Below are 18,550 nucleotides of genomic sequence, written 5' to 3'. Positions count from 1 at the left end.
CTTCTAGTTTTTTTTAATTATGCTGAACTACTTACTTCGATCGATGCGATAAAGCCATACCATCAAGGCTAGTACCCCAATTTGCAAGGCAAAGCTGCCCAAATTTGCTTCTAGTTCTCCCTTTCCTGCAATTAATCTTGCCAAAAAAACAACCGCACCAATAAACCCTGAACCAGCAAAGGCGGCATAAATAAATATACGGAGACCTCGGTAAGGAGATTTGGCTTCGCGCCGTAAACGCTCGTATTGCTGTGGATCTAGTTTTGACATAATTTTGATTGTAAAATTATTTTCAGTATTTTCTATTTTCAGTAAGTACGTGGGCTTAATTAAATATAAAACCCTAAAACCTGCGGCGCACGCGCAGCGTGCACCGCAGGTTTTAGATCTGTATTTTAATTATGCTGAGGTACTTATTTTCTATTTTCAGTATTTATCAGTTTAGGTTTAGGGACTTCAATCAAAAATGTTGCTTAATAATTTTTGGCTCAAGGTTTGCGGTGTTTCGGTATTGAGTCTAGCGATCGCAATGCCTGTTATGGCAGAGAGCAAAGATGCACAGCAGCTACTCGATACCATGCAAAATGACTCTCTCGTAAAATCTCAAGAACTCCAGAGTAATGAGCTCGCTCAAGTTAATGCGATATCGCAGTTAAGCGATGTACGTCCTACGGACTGGGCTTTCACGGCTTTACAATCCCTAGTGGAGCGCTATGGCTGTATTGCTGGCTATAGCGATCGCAGCTTTCGCGGAAAGCAAGCCCTCAGTCGCTACGAGTTTGCGGCTGGGCTCAACGCTTGCTTGGACAAAATCAATGAAATTATTGCCGCAGGATTAGCTGATAAAGTTAGCAAACAGGACTTAGCAACCCTTCAAAAGCTGCAAGAGGAATTTGCTGCCGAACTAGCTACTCTGCGGGGTCGAGTTGATAGCTTAGAGGCGAAAACCACTAAACTCGAAGCCCAACAATTTTCCACTACTACCAAGCTTTCGGGCGAGGCTATCTTGGCGGTAAGCGGCGTTTCTACGGGACGGGACTCGATCGCTAGCCCCTTCGGAGGCACTGCGCCTGCTAAGCAAAATATCGTTTTTCAAAACCGCGTCCGTTTGAACTTTTTGACAAGTTTTACAGGGAGCGATCGCTTGCGCACGAGGTTGCAGATGGGAAATGCTCAACCTTTATTAACCACTTCTAATGCCGTTGCGCCTGCAAGTCTCTTGGCTAGTAATGATGGACGCTTGGGCTTTGATGACTCGACCTTAGCTACTAATAACAATTCCATTTTCCTCGAAGCTTTAGACTACAGCTTTTCCCTAGGCGATCGCATGAGGGTCACCGTATTTGCCAATGGCGGCAATCATTTTTACTATGCGGATACGATCAATCCCTATCTCGATGCCCAAGGCGGGGGAAATGGTGCTTTGTCTCGATTTGGCGAACGCAATTCCATCTATGGCATCAATGGTAATGGCGCGGGAATTGGACTAAATTACAAAATCAGCGACGCTTTCAAACTCGATCTTGGGTATTTGGCAAATACTGCTAATTTACCCACGGGCACAACGGGGAGTGGATTAACGGGAGGCAATTATTCCGCTCTCGCACAGTTAGTATTCCAGCCATCCGAGCAATTTAAAGCGGGACTTACCTATGTGCTTGCCTACAATGGCACAAGTGCGGGTCAGTCAGGATTTCGCTATGGTGGTGCGGGTCAGGCTACAGGCAGCTTTTTAGGAAATTTAATCGCAGGGGCAAGATTGATCCCCACCGATGCGACTAGTACCATTCCTAGTACTCCCGTTTCGAGCAATTCCTACGGCGCACAGATTTCCTATCGCTTCAGTCCCAATTTTGTGGTCGGTGGCTGGGCTGGCTATACCTCAGCAAGATTATTTAGCTTAGGAGATGCCGATATTTGGAACTATGCGATTTCTTTCGCTTTCCCCAATCTTGGGAAAGAAGGGAATTTATTAGGAATTGTGGCGGGTGTGGAACCAACCCTTAGAGGTATAAGAACCTATGCGGGTAATTCCTTGCCTCTGTCTAATAGTGAAGTCTGGCATCTTGAGGCTTTTTACAAATATCAAGTCACTAACAATCTGTCCATAACCCCAGGATTTATCTGGATCCTTAACCCTAATCAAGTTTCCGATAATGGCAATCTATTTATCGGTACGATCAGAACTACTTTTTCCTTCTAATACCAAGTTAAGAAATGGCGTAGCCATTTCTTAACTTCAAAACCCTTTAGGGACACCCCAAAAGCTGAGTGGCGGCGCAGAGCGCCGCCACTCAGCTTTGGTTTATGTCCTATAGCTGCCGCCAGTTTTGTTAGGAAAAAATCAAAACCCCAAAGAGAGTTGCCGCGCTTCGCGCGGCAACTCTCTTTGGGGTTTTATGTCCTGATACAGTTGGTGGCAGCTATGATACCAATTCACAAAATGGCGTAGCCATTTTGTGAATTGGTACTATACCTTAGCGGTGCGATCGCATAGCCAAATCGTATTTCCCGTAATCAATCTGGAAGGATAGAGATTTACATCACCTTTGGGCGCTAACACCGCCGTTAAAGCCTTTGCCTTGGCTGCTCCATCAACCATAAAAACAATTTCTTTAGCTTGATTGATCAGGGGCGCAGTCATGGTAATTCTTGGCTGTCCATCTTTTTCGCCGACAGTTACAAGGCGATCGCTAACTTTAAGCGCCTTAGTGTGGGGAAATAAAGAAGCTGTATGTCCGTCATCCCCCATGCCCAATAGAATTAGATCGAACTGAGGAATTTCCCCTGATGCAACCCCAAAAAATTCTTGAATATGCTGCTCGTATTGATTAGCGGCGATCGCGGGATCGGTGGGATCGGTGGGGATCGCATGAATATTAGATGCAGGAATGGCGACCAGATCCAACCATGCCTTACGGGTCATGCCTTCATTACTCTGGGGATCGCTGACGGGTACATAGCGCTCATCTCCCCAAAAGACATGGACTTTTGACCATTCCCATTCCTTCGTCGCCAATAGCTCGTAGAGGACGCGAGGAGTACTGCCTCCAGCGGCAACAATCGTAAATCTGCCATTTTTAGCGATCGCCTCATTGTAAGCAAGTTGACATAACAACAAGGCTCTCGATGCAATCTCAGCACGATTATTCCAAATTTCTACCTGTCTAGCCATAAAAAATACCTCTGTCTGGGAATGCGATGGAGAAGAAACTAGCGATCGTTTAGCAATCAATCTTGAGGGAGGTGTCTTTTATTTCATTTTGTGTGATTCTTAACATAAATAAGTAGCAAATGTACTAACCTATAAAATGTTAGAACAATATTAAGGTTACGGAAAACAGACATGACACCTGCTATCATACGCCTCTTCTGGGACTCAGTTAGCCAAGCCCAGCCGAATTTGCTCCTAAATCTTGATGATGATGGACTAATGAGTTGGTTAGTCGATCAAGTACAGCAGCGCTCATCCCTTGATTCTCATCAACAAAACGATCTCAGTAACTATATCAGCCATCGTTTGCCTTTAATCCGTGAAATGGCCTATGAGAGTTAGAGCGTTCCTACCTTTTAGCTTTTTACACATCGTTTCAATCTTTATTTAGATTTTTGTTTTTATTTTTGTTTTTATTTTTTGTTTTTATTTCTAGTTTTATTGGGGATTTTGACGGCTCTGCATATCAATTTTGTAACGGTTAAGCCTTGTAACTGTTAAATCTTGTAACTGTTCAAATTTGTAACTGTTAAACTTACAAGCTTAATAATTGAATTGCTGAGGCGGTAAGTATCTTAGTCCAAGTATTTTGGTACAAGTATTTTGGTACAAGTATTTTAGTATAGGTATTTTGGGGATTCTTCTGAAGGGGCGCGTATAAGGTTTCTGCCGAGGTCATTCTTTAAAATGTTAGGATAGCTGCCTATGAGCAATGCGATCGCTGATTTCATCGCTCTACAGACTACTCACAGTTATTTCTAGCGATTATTTCTAGCATATGGCATCTGCAAGAATTGTTGACTTATTGCGTAAGGGTCAAGTTAACGACTCGTATCTTGTACGCGGTTGGGTAAGGACAAAGCGAGAAGGTAAGGGAATAGCCTTCTTAGAATTAAATGATGGCTCATCGCTTCAGGGTTTACAAATTGTTTTACCCCAAGAGCTCGATGGCTATGAAACCCTAGTCAAGCAAATAACTACGGGGACATCCATTGAGGTATCTGGGATTCTGGTCGAGTCGATGGGCAAGGGGCAGAGGGTGGAAATGCAGGCAACAGCGATCGCTGTTTTTGGCACGGCTGATCCCGAAACCTATCCTTTACAAAAAAAACGTCATTCGATCGAATTTCTCCGTACGATCGCCCACTTACGCCCCCGTACCAATATGTTTGGCGCAGTGTTTCGCGTCCGCAATGCCTGTGCCTTTGCTATTCATCAATTTTTCCAAGAACGGGGATTTTTGTGGGTACATACGCCCATCGTTACGGCTAGCGACTGTGAAGGGGCGGGTGAAATGTTTGGGGTGACCACCTTGGATTTAAATAAGGTGGCGGCAACGGGAAAACCCGTTGATTTTTCGCAGGACTTTTTTGGTAAGCCCGCCTTTCTGACCGTCAGCGGACAGCTAGAGGCGGAAATTATGGCGACCGCCTTTTCTAATGTCTATACCTTTGGTCCCACGTTCCGCGCAGAAAACTCCAATACCTCACGCCACCTTGCCGAATTTTGGATGATTGAACCTGAGATGGCTTTTTGCGATCTAGAGGGAGATGCGGATCTGGCGGAAGATTTTCTCAAATATATTTTTAACTATGTGTTAGCCACCTGTCCCGAAGATATGGAATTTTTCCAAGAACGGGTAAACGATCGCGTCATGGTCAATGCGCGGAAGATCGTCGATGAAAAGTTTGAGCGCATTACCTATACGGAAGCGATCGCCATTCTGGAAAATTGCAGTAAAACCTTTGAGTATCCAGTCCAATGGGGATTAGATCTGCAATCGGAACATGAACGATTTCTAGCGGAAGAGCATTTTCAGAAGCCTGTGATTGTTATGGATTATCCCCTTGGCATTAAAGCCTTCTATATGCGGGTGAACGAGGGAACGGCAAGCGATCGGCAAACGGTGCGAGCTATGGATATCCTCGCCCCTGGCGTGGGGGAAATTATCGGTGGCTCCCAGCGTGAAGAGCGTCTTGATGTATTGGAAGCAAGAATTCGCAATGTCGGGCTCAATCCTGAAGACTATTGGTGGTATCTGGATTTACGTCGTTATGGAACCGTGCCGCACGCTGGGTTTGGTCTAGGTTTCGAGCGCTTAGTCCAATTCATCACAGGTATGGGCAATATTCGCGATGTAATTCCCTTTCCCCGTTTTCCCCAGAATGCCGAATTTTAAGCTTTGTGTGCTAAGTCGCCCATGATGTAGGTGGCCGCGATCGCCCGATCGTCACCCATGACGATCGTGGCAAATAGTTGATCGGATATTTCCGCTAAGGTGGGAGGGAGAGCCGCATCGGAACGTTGGTTTCTTAGTTCCATAATCGGGGTTGAGCGCGGATTGAGTACGACAAAATCGGCTTCTTTCCCAATCTCAAAATTTCCCAATTTATCCTCCAGACATAAAGCTCTAGCTCCACCCAAGGTCGCGAGAAACAAAGCTTGAAAGGATGATAGCTTTTGCGATCGCAACTGGGCAACTTGATAGGCGGCGCAAGCAGTGCGTAAAATCGAAAAACTCGTACCAGCCCCCACATCAGTACCCAGCCCGACTTTGACGGGGTTTTCTCGCGACTTAGCCTTTTCTAATTTGAAAAGCCCACTGCCCAAAAACAAATTAGAAGTCGGACAAAAAGCGATCGCGGAATTTGCCTCGGCTAATCTGGCAAATTCCTGATCAGTCAGTTGGACACCATGGGCAAAGATCGATCTTTCGCCTACTAAACCTGCGCGATCGTACACATCTAGATAGCCTTTATGATCGGGAAATACTGCTGCCACAGCCGCCACTTCTTTCACATTTTCTGAAAGATGGGTATGTAGATACACATCGGGAAATTCGGTCAGCAATTTACCTGCATTGGTTAACTGTTCTGGGGTGGAGGTAATGGCAAATCTTGGGGTGACCGCATAGAGAAGGCGATCGCGCTTATGCCATTTCTCAATTAACTGTTTAGATTCGCGATAGGAGGAGTCGGCGGTATCGGTTAAAAAATCAGGAGCATGACGATCCATCATCACTTTCCCCGCAATCATCCGCAAATTGAGCCGTTGTGCTTCCTCAAAAAATGCCTCGGTTGACTGGGGAAATACGGACGTAAATACTAAGGCAGTGGTAGTTCCATTTCGCAATAGCTCCTTGAGAAAGAGCGCGGCAATTTCCGATGCATAGTGGCGATCGGCAAACTTTGCTTCCGTGGGAAAGGTGTAGGTACTCAGCCATTCCAATAATTGCTGACCATAGGAAGCAATCATCTCCATCTGAGGAAAATGAATATGGGTATCGATAAAACCTGAAACAATTATGTGATCGGGATAATGCGTAATGGGGAGATCCGCGTACCGCGATCGCAAATCATTATAATCCCCTAATTCCTTCACTTTACCATGCTCGACTACGAGCAAACCATCAGGAAAATATCGAATACTATCAGCTTCTGATTCATAAAAAGGATCGGCGATCGCATCTACGAAACTGGCTCGAAATCCTTGGGTGATTTGCTTTGGCATTGTAATAATGGAATCGTCCGCAAAGGTCGTTGAATTTAAAGGTCATCGCCATTTGCCGACTAGTTATCTTTTTTGACAGGACTATTCTTTACTTTTTTCATTTTCTACCGCAGTCACCAAAAGTACAATAATTACCGCCGCAATATGATGACTAACTAAACTGTAATACCAAATCACAAAATGGCTACGCCATTTTGTGATTTTATAGCTGCCGCCAGTTTTGTTAGGACAAAATCAAAACCCCAAAGAGAGTTGCCGCGCGGAGCGCGGCAACTCTCTTTGGGGTTTTATGTCCTGATACAGTTGGTGGGAGCTATAAAACCCTTACTGGATTTGGGTTTTAATTTCCAAAAGTGTGGCTACACTTTTGGGAATTGGTATAAGTACCTCAGCATATTTAAAATCCCGAAATAAAAGCTGAGGCACACGCGTAGAGTGCGCCTCAGCTTTTATTTCATAAAAATTAGTGGGCAAAAACATCCGCATAGCCCAGCAAATCTAGATATACGAGGGTAGGAATATGGGCAAAACATGCCTTCGCCAGATCGTAACGATTTTCACGGATTAACATATCGATGAGCTTGCGATAGACAGATAGTAGATAGCGCACATCATTAGCAGCATATTCTAATTGCGATTCGGACAGGGCTTGAACGTTCCCCCAATCTGAGGATTGAGATGATTTATCTAGTTCAATTTTCTCCAGTTCGCGCACCAATTCCTTTAAGCCATGCTTATCGGTATAGGTTCTAGCTAATTTGCTAGCAATCTTGGTACAGAAAATAGGGTGGGTGGCGATGCTGAGATGGGCTTCCAGCATGGCAACGTCAAATCGTGCAAAATGAAAAACCTTGGTCACATCGGCAGCTTCAAACAAATATTTTAGATTTGGTGCTTCCTTCAACCCTCTGGCAATTCTCACCAAACTCACGGTCTCCTCGTCGTTACAGATCTGGATTAGGCAAAGGCGATCGCGCCGAGGAATCAAACCCATGGTTTCCGTATCAATTGCGATCGCTTCACAGCGGAGATATTCTTGAAGGGTTTCAAAATCGATATCGTTATCAAAAACTTTAAAAGCTGGCATCTTAATTTTTGGAGTAGACTTCGTTAGGTTCGGCATAGCGCCTATACAGCTTATATAGCCTATTGCCCAAACTCAGTCTCAAAAAATGAATGTTTGTTAACTTACATTTGAGACGACTTGAATTTAGCATAAATTGTTACCAAGTCTTCTTGACATATTTTATTAAGGATAATGAGAATATAGTGAGAAACCTTTGAGGATAGGAATTCAGGGCGAGGAAAACCGCTGCAAATATATTCTTGGGATATTGATGGGATATTGATGAGGATATGTTTAAAAGCTTAAAGTAGACCCTATTTAATTCCTATGAACTATAGATTATCTTCATAAGATTTATTGGCAAACGATTTTCAAAATAAGCATTTAATCCCATAAATGTACTTCACAAAGCTTATATAATATATTTGAATGTATTTGAAGGATTAATTCAATGATTAATTCAACGATTAATTCAAGGATTAATTCAAATATAATTACCTCAGCATAATTAAAATCTAGATATAGAATCTGTAATAGAAGCTAAAAAACTATTGCTAACTTAATGATGAAGACTGTCAAGCAATTAAGTATATTGCATTAAATAGAGAAAATATACTTAAATTATTCTGGCAATTCATTTTTTAGTTATTTTCTAGCCCCAATTAAAATGACTAGTTAGCTAGGTGCAATTAAATATAACATCCCAAAACCTAAAACTTAAGTTGCATCGATGCTACAGGTTTTGAATCTAGTATTTAATTATGCCTATTTATCTATTAGCTACCTGTTTTTTATCTATTTGTTATCTATTTGTTATCTATTAGAAACAATAAGTTTCCTTTAATAGTCATTTCTAAAGCTAGTTTATCAAATAGTACGAGTAGTACAAATTTAGTTAAATCCAATCTTTAAGTTTTTTGCTGTTGCTTAGGAATGCACTGATATGGCACAGTTTTATAATCCACACCAGTCCGATCGGTTTATTGATCAGGTTTCCGATACAACTGACAGTAGTATCGATAAGGCTCAAAAGAATATTTATGATTTTTTCTTAAGAATTATCAAGCAATCTAAAACTGAAGAAATTTTAAACCAATTTAATAAATTATTTATTGAATATGAAGAAGTTGATGATATTCATGCCTATTATGCCTTAGGTGAAATTATATTTCATGATAGAGAGCGTGATTTTAAACATACTCTTATACGTTGCTGCTACATACTCAATAACAACTGGGCTATCAATGGGAATATTAGTGCTTGTCAGCAATTGGTAGATCTTTTCTCTGCGGATTCTATAGTCCTTCCCACGAAAATTTATAAGTTAAAAAAACTAAGGGAATGGCTACAGCAATTTCTTCAATCTAGTGAATATAATACCCTGCGATCGCTATCAGGTAGATCGGGCATTCACCGCAAATATCATAATTGGAGTGAGCGCTTTTCTTCCTATTTACTAATTTCAGAATATGCTGATGCTAGTAAACCTTTAGAGCAGCGTCAATATGCTGAAACGTTAGCGCGGAAAATCAAAAAGCAATTTAAATTTGATCTGGCAATGTATACGGCTCGCCTTGATTCTAAGCTAGGAGCCAATCCTCAGCGACAAAACCCAACCAACTTAGGCGATGGCGTATTAATTTTAATTAAAAGAGTTTTGAACAAACAGGGTAATGAAAGCTATCAAAATGCCGCCAAAACTTTCTACAACCAAGTCTATAATTTAAATTTTTTAGAATTTAAACAAAGCTTGCTTAGCTATCTAGGCATAATTCAAAATAACTTAGAAGTTTCCGAAGTGATTAATCAGACGGTCATTCAAAGATTAATGCATTTTCAAGAACATCGCCACGAAGAAGAGATGTCGCTTAGCTTATTACATGTTACCTGCAATCGTATTTTGCAGTATTTATTGTTAAATAAACGTCGTCATCCCTCTGAATTTTTACAGCTATCCTTAGAATGTAATAATTTACTTAATCTAGTCATCCTGCTATTAAAAACCGTACTAATTTATCCTAATATTCGCTTTTATTTAGAAAGCTATGTAGCCGAACTCATCAAGTTTTATAGCTCCTATGAAGAAACTGAATGTCGTACTTTTATTAATTTCCTCGATATTCTCAATGTTACCTTGGCAATTTTTGACGAGGATATCAACTATAGCTTGATCAAAATGAATAATGTTGAGCAGGATGAGCAAGATATAAACTTAGAAAATTATCGTGTGTTTTCGCAGTTAAAAAAATTAACCCATGATATCAATGTAAGAGATAGCGAGAACAAATCAAACTAGCGAGCCAATCCATTCAAAGACGCGATTCCATGCCCACCAGCGATCGCGATCGCCATATTGATTTTGGCATTTTTTACTACTCACATAACCGACATGACCGCCATGTTTGGTAATCATTAGTTTAATGGCGGGGTTATCTTGAGCGATTTTTACTAGTTCAGGAATAATTGCAGGATCGAACATCGGATCGTCCTCGGCATAAAGAATTAAGGTTGGCTTTTGCAGATGTGGCATGAAATGTAAGGGACAACTGGCATCGTAATAAGCCTCAACGGATGCAAAACCTAACTTGGCGATCGTCAATTCATTATCAAATCCCCAAATGCTATTAGCTCTCTCGACGGCATGGCGATCGATCGCCTCGGGATGCATTTTTGCCATACCTCGTCCGAGTTTCTTGAGTTCACGAGCGATCGCCTTCTCCAAAAATCGCCCCAGTTCATCCTTAACTAAATAGGTCAGCGATCGGTTGGAGTCAACGCTAGGACAAATTACTGCCCCACCTGCAATATCAGCAGATGTGATGGCTAAGTCACTACCCCAATCAGCGATCGTCTCTCCAGCCTTAATCCCCCACAACGCCAACTGTCCTCCCAGTGAATATCCCATGAGCCAAAAGGGGGCTGGACAACCTAATTGCTTGGCGATACTGGCAATCCGAATAAAATCTTCGCCTTCGTATAGCCCATCGGAGGTTAGCGCTGGGGATAGCTCTGCGGTTTTACCATGAGCCCGCCAATCAAACAAAACCACCGCATACCCCCGATCTAAAGCCTTACGTCCTAAGATTTTGAGAAACCATTGGTTATCCAAATCCCCCGTAATGCCATAGGTCGCCACAATCGTTCCTTTCGCATTCTGAGGAATTGCATATTTTCCAAAGATCGGCACGCCATTTGCCCCAGTAAAAATATGTTCTTGATAAATGGGTTCTGTTTCAATTGTGAAATTTTCCCATTTTCGGCTTACCCGCAAAGCCGTATAAAGGGTCATTAGCAACCCATTGCTGAGATGCCAAGGTGGTGTATAGAGCATATCAACCAGTCCATATTTACATTTCTTTACGTCTAATACCAAATCATAAAATGGCGTAGCCATTTTATGATTTGAAAATCCTTGCTGGGTTTGGTTTTTAATTCCCAAAAGTGTTGTCACACTTTCGTGAATTGGTTTGATACCAAAACACAAAATGGCTACGCCATTTTGTGTTTTTCAAAACTTTACTGGGTTTGGTTTTTAATTCCCAAAAGTGTAGCTACACTTTTGGGAATTGATATAACTATAGCAACACAGGAGATATCTAGTAGATAAAAGATTGGCGGCGCTCCGCGCCGCCAATCTTTTATCTACTAGATATTTTTTGACGGAGAGAGAGGGATTCGAACCCTCGTTAAAGTTACCCCTAAACAGCATTTCCAGTGCTGCGCCTTCAACCACTCGGCCATCTCTCCTCGCTTAGCTTCACAATAACCAGTACAAAAATAACCAATACAAAATGTTTGATTGACTTTGTAAAAGTTGTTTGTTTCGCTGTGCGGATTCTAATCATACCAAAGCTTGGTACATATGCAAGCCTTATAATCCATAAAATCAAAATTTTTTTGTTGACTTAGCGATCGCCCCACAGAATGCTCAAGCAGCCTGTTGTCGATACCAAGCGATCGTCCTATGCAATCCTTCCTGAAAATTCACAGCGGCGCTAAATCCAAAGGCTGTTTTTGCTCTTTCGACATCAAGACAGCGGCGGGGCTGACCATTGGGCTTATCAGTTTCCCAAAGGATTTCCCCTTCATATCCCATTAATTCACAAATTAGATGGATGAGATCCTTAATAGATATTTCTAAACCCGTACCAATATTGACAGGTTCTGAATCGTTATAATTTGCCGAAGCCATTACGATCGCTCGCGCCGCATCGTCAGAATAAATAAATTCCCTTGTAGGTGAGCCATCCCCCCATACTAAAATCTGGCGATCGCCTCTTTGCTGAGCTTCATAAACTTTCCGAATTAGGGCTGGGATTACATGGGAACTGCGAGGATCGAAATTATCTTCAGGTCCATAGAGATTAACGGGTAAAAGGTAAATGCCATTAAATCCATATTGCTGGCGATAGGATTGCAATTGTACCAGCAAGGCTTTTTTGGCTATGCCATAGGGCGCATTGGTATATTCAGGATAGCCATTCCAGAGATCGCTCTCTTTAAAAGGTACAGGCGTGTGGTTGGGATAGGCGCAAATTGTGCCCACACAAACAAATTTTTTCACCATTGCTTGATAAGCCGCATGAATCAACTGCACGCCCATCATGAGATTGTCATAAAAAAGTTCGGCGGGTTTTTCACGGTTTAGCCCGATACCACCGACATGGGCCGCAAGATGAATGATCAAATCCTGATCCTGCACTACTTTTTCACAGTGAGCCAGCGATCGCAAATCAAGCTCGCGCGATCGCGGTACGGTGATCAAATCTGGATTAGCTCCTGCGCCGATTAATTGGGCAATGACCCGCTTACCTAGAAAACCAGCACCACCAGTAACTAAAATCTTTTGATTTTTGAATCGATCTTGCAAATGAAAGTTTGATTGATTTTCTAGCATGAAAATTTTTTGACTAAAGTACAAATAGATTAAAAGCCCTAGGGAGTAGGGCTTTTAATTTACCAATTTGAAGGTTGTCCAGCATTCCGCAATGTCGCCACATCTTGGGAATGCGTACCTTTAGGATTAGGTAAATTCAAAACCTCAAGATCGGCATCAACCATTAACTCCACTAAGCCTTTAAAGGTGACTTTGGGCTCCCAACTGAGCTGCCGTTTCGCTTTACTGGAATCGCCCAATAACAAATCAACTTCAGCGGGACGAAAATAGCGCGGATCAATTTCTACATAATCTTCCCACTTGAGATTGACATAGGTAAAAGCTGCTTCCAGAAATTCCCGTACGGAATGGGTTTCGCCTGTGGAGATTACGTAATCATCAGGTTTTTCTTGCTGCAACATTAGCCACATCGCCTCAACATAGTCCTTGGCGTAGCCCCAATCTCGCTTAGAATCCAGATTTCCCAAATACAGTTTTTTTTGCTGACCTGCCACTATGCGAGCGATCGCCCTTGTGATCTTGCGGGTCACAAAAGTCTCACCTCGACGGGGCGACTCATGGTTAAACAAAATGCCATTGCAAGCAAATAAGCCGTAGGACTCGCGGTAATTCACGGTTTGCCAATGGGCATATACCTTGGCGCAGGCATAGGGGCTGCGCGGATAGAAGGGGGTAGCCTCATTTTGCGGTACGGCTTGAACTAACCCATACATCTCTGAAGATCCAGCTTGATAAAAACGGATCTCGCGATCGTTGCGTTGATGGTAATCGCGAAGAGCCTCCAGTAAGCGCAAGGTTCCCATACCGACGGTGTCAACGGTATATTCTGGAGAGTCAAAACTTACACGCACATGGGACTGAGCGCCCAGATTAAATACTTCATGGGGGCGAATTGATTCCAGAATCCGTCCTAAACCTGTCCCATCTGTCAGATCGCCATAGTGCAAAAATAGCTTGGTGTCTGGTAGATGGGGATCTTGATACATGTGATCTAAGCGATCGGTATTAATCGTGGAAGATCGCCGTATGATTCCATGCACCTCATACCCTTTTGCTAATAATAGCTCTGATAAATAGGAGCCATCTTGTCCCGTAATGCCAGTAATTAAAGCGCGTTTAGATTTACTCATTAAAAATGGTTAACGTAATCAATAAAAGTTTATGGCAATATGCAGGTAAAGTGATTGGGCTACGTCACTTTGCCTATACTAAAGGCATTTCCCTTCGATTAACATTTTTTCAAATTCGGCCGCAGGCAAGGGGGGACTAAAGAAATATCCTTGGATGCGATCGCAGCCATATTTCCTTAATAATTGAATCTGTTCTGCGGTTTCGACTCCTTCCGCGACTACTTGCAAAGACAAACTATGGGCTAGCTCTATAATGGCAAGGGAAATCGTCGCATCATGGCGATCGGTGGTGATATCTTGAATGAAGCAATGATCGATCTTGAGTGTATTGACGGGAAAATGCTTGAGATAGCTTAAGGATGAATAGCCCGTCCCAAAGTCATCAATCGCGACCTTGACCCCCATCGCCTGCAAATGCGATAGCACCTGAATGGTCAGCTCAGCATTCTGCATGATAATGCTTTCGGTCAGTTCGAGTTCTAAATGCTCTGGCTTCGTTCCCGTTTCCTGCAAGATTTTACTGATGGTTTCAATCAAATTGTTTTCTGGTCGAAAATGCTGCCCCGATAGATTGACAGCCACATATCCATAATTAAGCCCAGCCTCCCGCCACGATCGCATTTGTTCGCAAACAGAGCAGAGGACTACTTCACTTAACCTGAGAATCAGCCCTGTTTGTTCGGCAACAGGAATAAATTTATTGGGCATAATAATTCCTAAATCGGGATGTTGCCATCGAGCTAAAGCCTCTGCTCCGACAATTTTTCCTGATGTAAGATCGATTAGGGGCTGATAAAAGACGCGAAATTCACTCCGATCCATCGCACGATGTAGGCTATTGGCTAAAGCCATATATTCTGAGGATTGAACGTTCAGATCGGGACTATAGAGCTTATAACTATTCCTACTATGATTTTTGGCATAGTACATTGCCAATTCCGCATTTTTGATTAATCCTTCTAACTCTTGATGATCTTCAGGGAAGAGCGTAATTCCAATACTGCTGGTAATAAATACCTCATGCCCATACAAGTTGTAAGGACGACTTAGTAGATCTAATATTTTTTGCGCCTCTTGCTTAATGCTGCTTTGATCTGCGATGTCGGAAATGATCATGGCAAACTCGTCGCCTTGGATCCTTGCCACCATGTCACAGGGAGCCGTGTAGCGCCTTAAACGTTCGGCGATCGCCTTAAATAATTGATCGCCAATATCAGTCCCCAGCGTATTGTTAATGATATTGAAATTATCCATGTCCAGAAACAGGACAGCTAAGGATTTATTATTAATTTTGGCATGGAGGATGGCTTGGGATAAGGACTCATAGAATAGGATCCGATTGGGAAGTTGGGTCAAACCATCATGGTGAGATAGGTACTCAAACCTTGCACCAGCAGCTTTAATCTCATCGTAGTAATGTTCTCTCACAGAGTTGTACTTCTGTAACCGCGAAGCGATCGCCCCCAGCAAATCCGCCGATGTAAAGGGCTTAGTTAAGTAGTCATCAGCCCCCAATTGCATCGCTTGACGCATATCTGTCTTTTCCGTCATGGCGGTCAAAAAGATGAAGGGAATCATAGATGTTTTTGATTCTTGGCGCAGCGCGGTGAGTGTACCATAGCCATCTAGTTCGGGCATGGCAATATCGCAAATAATCAAATTCGGCACATAGGTCTTTGCCATTTGCACGCCCACGACTCCATTCTCGGCTCCTAACACATCAAAACCTTCGTAGGATAGAGTCTCCATGATCTCTTCCCTTAAAGCTTCTACATCCTCAATGACTAGAATCGTTGTCATAATTTCACTTATTCCTTTACTTATTCCTTTAGGGAAATAGGTAGTTTGACTTTTACAGTTGTTCCTTCATTCTCAACACTGCTAAGTTGAATTGTGCCACCAAGTATATCAACTGAATTCTTAATAATTGCCATTCCTAAGCCAGTGCCCACGATCATACCAACATTATGAGCGCGATAAAAATGTTCAAAAACCTTCGCTTGATCTGGAATAGGAATACCAATCCCTCGATCTTGAAACTCTAATACAAGTTTGGGTGGATATTCCTTGGTTTGTGAAATTGTAAAATTGATATCGCTATTATTAGGAGAATATTTAATCGCGTTTGATAATAAATTCGCGATAATTTGTCTTAAAAATTTAGGATCGATTGTTAATTTTGATGGCAAGTTAATGTTATTAAATCTAACTTGATGCCGCCCATTACCAATTAACTTAGCTTGTTCGATTATCTCCTGACAGAAATCTTCGAGATTAATTTCTTCTGGGTGTAATTCAAACTTGCCAGATTCTGTCTTGCCGATAATTAGCACCTCTTCAAGCAGATTAGTCATCCCTTTAACTTCCCGCTGAATTTTATCAATGCGTTCTAATTTTTTATCCTCAGACATTTTATGTCCATAATTTCGTAATAAATCACTGGCGGTTTGGATCGTCGCCAAGGGTGTACGAAATTCATGGGAAGCTCTGGAAATAAATTGGGATTTGAGTTCGTTTAATTCTTTTTCTTTGAGTAAAGCCCTTTCCAATTGGCTCAGACTTTGCTCTAGTTGTTGAGTGCGATCGGCTACTTGGCGCTCTAGATTTTTATTGAGATCCTGCACCCGCTCAAATAATTTGACTTGCTGGATCGCGATCGCCACATGGTTAGCGAGCTGTTTGAATAGATCGATTTCAAACTCTTCCCAATCGCGGGGAGCAAAACATTGATGGGCAATTAATAATCCCCAAAGTATCCCGCCAAAGGAAATCGCCACTACAATATTTGCCTTTACTTGAAAACATTGTAAAAGCTCTTTATAGGAGGGATTTAAATTGGCATTATCGACATTATTAATACTGGAGATAACTTGACTCTGATATTGCTGGATATATTCCTGATTAAAGTTAGAATCATTAATCGTTTGTCCGAGAATCGATAATACTGAATCATTCACCGCTTCTACGACAAATTGACCGCTTCCATTCTCTTGAAATTGATAAACAACCACGCGATCGATACGTAATAGAGCCTGAGCCTCTTTAACAGTGATAGCCAGAATTTGCTCTAAATTTAATTCACATTGAATTTTGAAGAGGATTGCATTTAATAAGCGTTCCCTTTCGCTTTGATAGCGTAGCTGTGTCTCAACTTTTTTGCGCTCGGTGATATCGTAGTAACTACTCAAATACATACGCTTACCTTTGTATGCCATGAGTCTTGTCGAAACTAAAACATCTTTGAATGTGCCATCACGGTGACGGATATGAGTTTCGACAGTCATCACCTGTCCTGTTTCTTGCAGATGCTGTAATCGTTGTAAAGCCCTGTCATGTTCTTGGCGATCGGGATATAGGAAGTTGGTAAAATCATGGCTAGCATTTGCCTCAGCAGCAGTATATCCAGTCAAATTTTCCATTCCATCATTAAAGATTGAGAAATAACCTGAATCATCGCTAAAGGTAATTCCTTCCTTAATCGATGTCAGTACAGTTCTTAAGCGTTCTTCACTTTCGAGCAATCTTTGCGTCGATTTCACCTGCTCGGTGATGTCGGTTTGAATGCCAATATAGTTGGTCAGTTCGCCGCGATCGTTAAATACTGGGGCGATGTAGAGATCGTTCCAGAATGGTGTGCCATTTTTTCGATAATTCAGCAGAACCGCATGGCATTCTCGTTGTTCTTGAATTGCTTGATGCAAATCTAAAATGCCGATCTGTTGGCGATCGCCCCCTTGCAAAAATCGACAGTTACGACCAATGACCTCCGCAGCACTATAGCCAGTAATTCTCTCAAAGCTGGGATTAACGTAAATCGTCGGGTTTTCGGGCTTTGTGGCATCGGTAATGACTATCCCATTGGAACTGGCCGCGATCGCTCGTTCGCGCAATTGTAACGAACTCTCTACCAGTTTGCGCTCCGAGACATCACGTAAGGAGGCAACCACATAAACCATGCGATCTTCATCGATGGTTTCCGACACGCGCATCTCCGCCGAGGTGGTCGTACCCCGATTGAGGATGTCGATATTGGTGCTTTCTCCCGTTACTACTGGCAAGCCAAAGACTTCACCTACAATATCTTCGGCTTGACAACCAAATAAATTTTCGGCAGCCTGATTGACATAGCACACAATACCTTGGCTATCAACAACGACAAAGGCATCGGATATGGCGTTGACGAGATGACTAAATTTTTGATGATTGGGCTGTCCAACTTGGGATTTAGATAGGGATAAATTGCTAATATCTTGGCAAGTACCTACGATTTGGGGCAATTGATTGTTACCAATTACCAAAGAAAGCGAAATTGACACCAGATGATGAGCGATCGCGTCAGTTTCTACCTCATACACCACCTTTTTCCGAGATTGTAGGCATTGATGGATATGTACATATAACTGCCGCACAAAATTTTGAGGTAGGCAATCATGGGGCTGCAAACCAATGAGATTTGAGGGCTTTTCTGGACTAAGTTCGCCCCACACAAGCTGGACAAAAGCAAGATTGGCGATCGCAAATCGAAGTATGAATTTTGAATCGTTAATTTGGTCGTTAATTTGATTATTAATTTGGTCGTTAATACTTAACCCGTAAGGGGGTGACTCTATCGTCAAGGCAAAAACACCGCATTGAATATGATCTAGGATATTCTGCATAACAACCAAATCATCTACCAAATATTTCCATTCTAAATATTGCTGTACTTAAATATTGCAATACATTGCAATACT

General features: G+C 42.3%; 13 protein-coding genes and 1 tRNA gene. 4 read left to right on the top strand and 10 right to left on the bottom strand.

Annotation, left to right across the window (positions count from 1 at the left end; genetic code table 11):
* Positions 1-27 precede the first annotated feature (27 nt).
* Complete coding sequence (locus tag PseudUWO310_RS03920; RefSeq protein ID WP_142599169.1) at positions 28-270, bottom strand: DUF3493 domain-containing protein; 243 nt, start codon at positions 268-270, stop codon at positions 28-30.
* 196 nt (positions 271-466) lie between these two features.
* Between PseudUWO310_RS03920 and PseudUWO310_RS03915 the strand changes: the two genes are divergently transcribed.
* A complete protein-coding gene (locus tag PseudUWO310_RS03915) occupies positions 467-2,203 on the top strand; it encodes an iron uptake porin (RefSeq protein WP_142599168.1) in 1,737 nt (578 codons plus the stop codon).
* A 267-nt stretch (positions 2,204-2,470) separates the two neighbouring features.
* Here the strand turns inward: PseudUWO310_RS03915 and pgl are convergent, their stop codons facing one another.
* Entirely contained in the window at positions 2,471-3,175 is a 705-nt protein-coding gene (gene pgl / locus PseudUWO310_RS03910; RefSeq protein WP_142599165.1) for a 6-phosphogluconolactonase, read from the bottom strand.
* Between the two features lie 171 nt (positions 3,176-3,346).
* Here pgl and PseudUWO310_RS03905 point away from each other — a divergent pair, with 171 nt between their 5' ends.
* A complete protein-coding gene (locus PseudUWO310_RS03905) occupies positions 3,347-3,556 on the top strand; it encodes a hypothetical protein (RefSeq protein ID WP_009625862.1) in 210 nt (69 codons plus the stop codon).
* Positions 3,557-3,992: 436 nt separating this feature from the next.
* A complete protein-coding gene (gene asnS, locus PseudUWO310_RS03900; RefSeq protein WP_142599163.1) occupies positions 3,993-5,393 on the top strand; it encodes an asparagine--tRNA ligase in 1,401 nt (466 codons plus the stop codon).
* Here the strand turns inward: asnS and guaD are convergent.
* A complete protein-coding gene (guaD, locus tag PseudUWO310_RS03895; protein ID WP_142599161.1) occupies positions 5,390-6,724 on the bottom strand; it encodes a guanine deaminase in 1,335 nt (444 codons plus the stop codon). The two genes, asnS and guaD, sit on opposite strands and share 4 nt — an antisense overlap.
* A 463-nt stretch (positions 6,725-7,187) precedes the next feature.
* Positions 7,188-7,811: a ribonuclease H-like domain-containing protein gene (locus PseudUWO310_RS03890; RefSeq protein ID WP_190315897.1), complete on the bottom strand. Its 624-nt coding sequence runs from the start codon at positions 7,809-7,811 to the stop codon at positions 7,188-7,190.
* A 922-nt stretch (positions 7,812-8,733) separates the two neighbouring features.
* Between PseudUWO310_RS03890 and PseudUWO310_RS03885 the strand changes: the two genes are divergently transcribed.
* Complete coding sequence (locus PseudUWO310_RS03885) at positions 8,734-10,086, top strand: hypothetical protein (RefSeq protein ID WP_142599159.1); 1,353 nt, start codon at positions 8,734-8,736, stop codon at positions 10,084-10,086.
* Here the strand turns inward: PseudUWO310_RS03885 and PseudUWO310_RS03880 are convergent.
* From PseudUWO310_RS03880 to PseudUWO310_RS03855, 6 genes are all read right to left on the bottom strand, one after another.
* Positions 10,078-11,121, bottom strand: a complete 1,044-nt coding sequence (locus PseudUWO310_RS03880; protein ID WP_142599188.1) for a YheT family hydrolase — start codon at positions 11,119-11,121, stop codon at positions 10,078-10,080. The two genes, PseudUWO310_RS03885 and PseudUWO310_RS03880, sit on opposite strands and share 9 nt — an antisense overlap.
* A 329-nt stretch (positions 11,122-11,450) precedes the next feature.
* Positions 11,451-11,537: transfer RNA gene (locus PseudUWO310_RS03875), tRNA-Ser, on the bottom strand.
* 181 nt (positions 11,538-11,718) lie between these two features.
* Positions 11,719-12,687, bottom strand: a complete 969-nt coding sequence (locus PseudUWO310_RS03870) for a GDP-L-fucose synthase family protein (protein ID WP_142599157.1) — start codon at positions 12,685-12,687, stop codon at positions 11,719-11,721.
* A gap of 59 nt (positions 12,688-12,746) precedes the next feature.
* Positions 12,747-13,817 carry a GDP-mannose 4,6-dehydratase gene (gene gmd / locus PseudUWO310_RS03865; protein WP_142599155.1) on the bottom strand — a complete coding sequence of 357 codons (1,071 nt, stop codon included), beginning with the start codon at positions 13,815-13,817 and terminating at the stop codon, positions 12,747-12,749.
* Between the two features lie 78 nt (positions 13,818-13,895).
* Positions 13,896-15,617, bottom strand: coding sequence for an EAL domain-containing response regulator (locus PseudUWO310_RS03860; protein ID WP_142599152.1), 1,722 nt, complete (start codon positions 15,615-15,617; stop codon positions 13,896-13,898).
* A gap of 20 nt (positions 15,618-15,637) precedes the next feature.
* Positions 15,638-18,475, bottom strand: a complete 2,838-nt coding sequence (locus PseudUWO310_RS03855) for a PAS domain S-box protein (protein ID WP_142599150.1) — start codon at positions 18,473-18,475, stop codon at positions 15,638-15,640.
* Positions 18,476-18,550 lie beyond the last annotated feature (75 nt).

The organism is Pseudanabaena sp. UWO310, from assembly GCF_006861605.1.
Taxonomy (GTDB): Bacteria; Cyanobacteriota; Cyanobacteriia; order Pseudanabaenales; family Pseudanabaenaceae; genus Pseudanabaena.
Note: the sequence above shows the minus strand (reverse complement) of the source record. Positions and strands in the feature narration are given on the sequence as shown.

Coding starts and splice junctions, on each gene's coding strand:
- PseudUWO310_RS03860 (WP_142599152.1), bottom strand. CDS start 15,617: ATGACAACGATTCTAGTCATTGAGGATGTAGAAGCTTTAAGGGAAGAG.
- gmd (WP_142599155.1), bottom strand. CDS start 13,817: ATGAGTAAATCTAAACGCGCTTTAATTACTGGCATTACGGGACAAGAT.
- PseudUWO310_RS03905 (WP_009625862.1), top strand. CDS start 3,347: ATGACACCTGCTATCATACGCCTCTTCTGGGACTCAGTTAGCCAAGCC.
- pgl (WP_142599165.1), bottom strand. CDS start 3,175: ATGGCTAGACAGGTAGAAATTTGGAATAATCGTGCTGAGATTGCATCG.
- asnS (WP_142599163.1), top strand. CDS start 3,993: ATGGCATCTGCAAGAATTGTTGACTTATTGCGTAAGGGTCAAGTTAAC.
- PseudUWO310_RS03870 (WP_142599157.1), bottom strand. CDS start 12,687: ATGCTAGAAAATCAATCAAACTTTCATTTGCAAGATCGATTCAAAAAT.
- PseudUWO310_RS03915 (WP_142599168.1), top strand. CDS start 467: ATGTTGCTTAATAATTTTTGGCTCAAGGTTTGCGGTGTTTCGGTATTG.
- PseudUWO310_RS03885 (WP_142599159.1), top strand. CDS start 8,734: ATGGCACAGTTTTATAATCCACACCAGTCCGATCGGTTTATTGATCAG.
- guaD (WP_142599161.1), bottom strand. CDS start 6,724: ATGCCAAAGCAAATCACCCAAGGATTTCGAGCCAGTTTCGTAGATGCG.
- PseudUWO310_RS03880 (WP_142599188.1), bottom strand. CDS start 11,121: ATGCTCTATACACCACCTTGGCATCTCAGCAATGGGTTGCTAATGACC.
- PseudUWO310_RS03855 (WP_142599150.1), bottom strand. CDS start 18,475: ATGCAGAATATCCTAGATCATATTCAATGCGGTGTTTTTGCCTTGACG.
- PseudUWO310_RS03890 (WP_190315897.1), bottom strand. CDS start 7,811: ATGCCAGCTTTTAAAGTTTTTGATAACGATATCGATTTTGAAACCCTT.
- PseudUWO310_RS03920 (WP_142599169.1), bottom strand. CDS start 270: ATGTCAAAACTAGATCCACAGCAATACGAGCGTTTACGGCGCGAAGCC.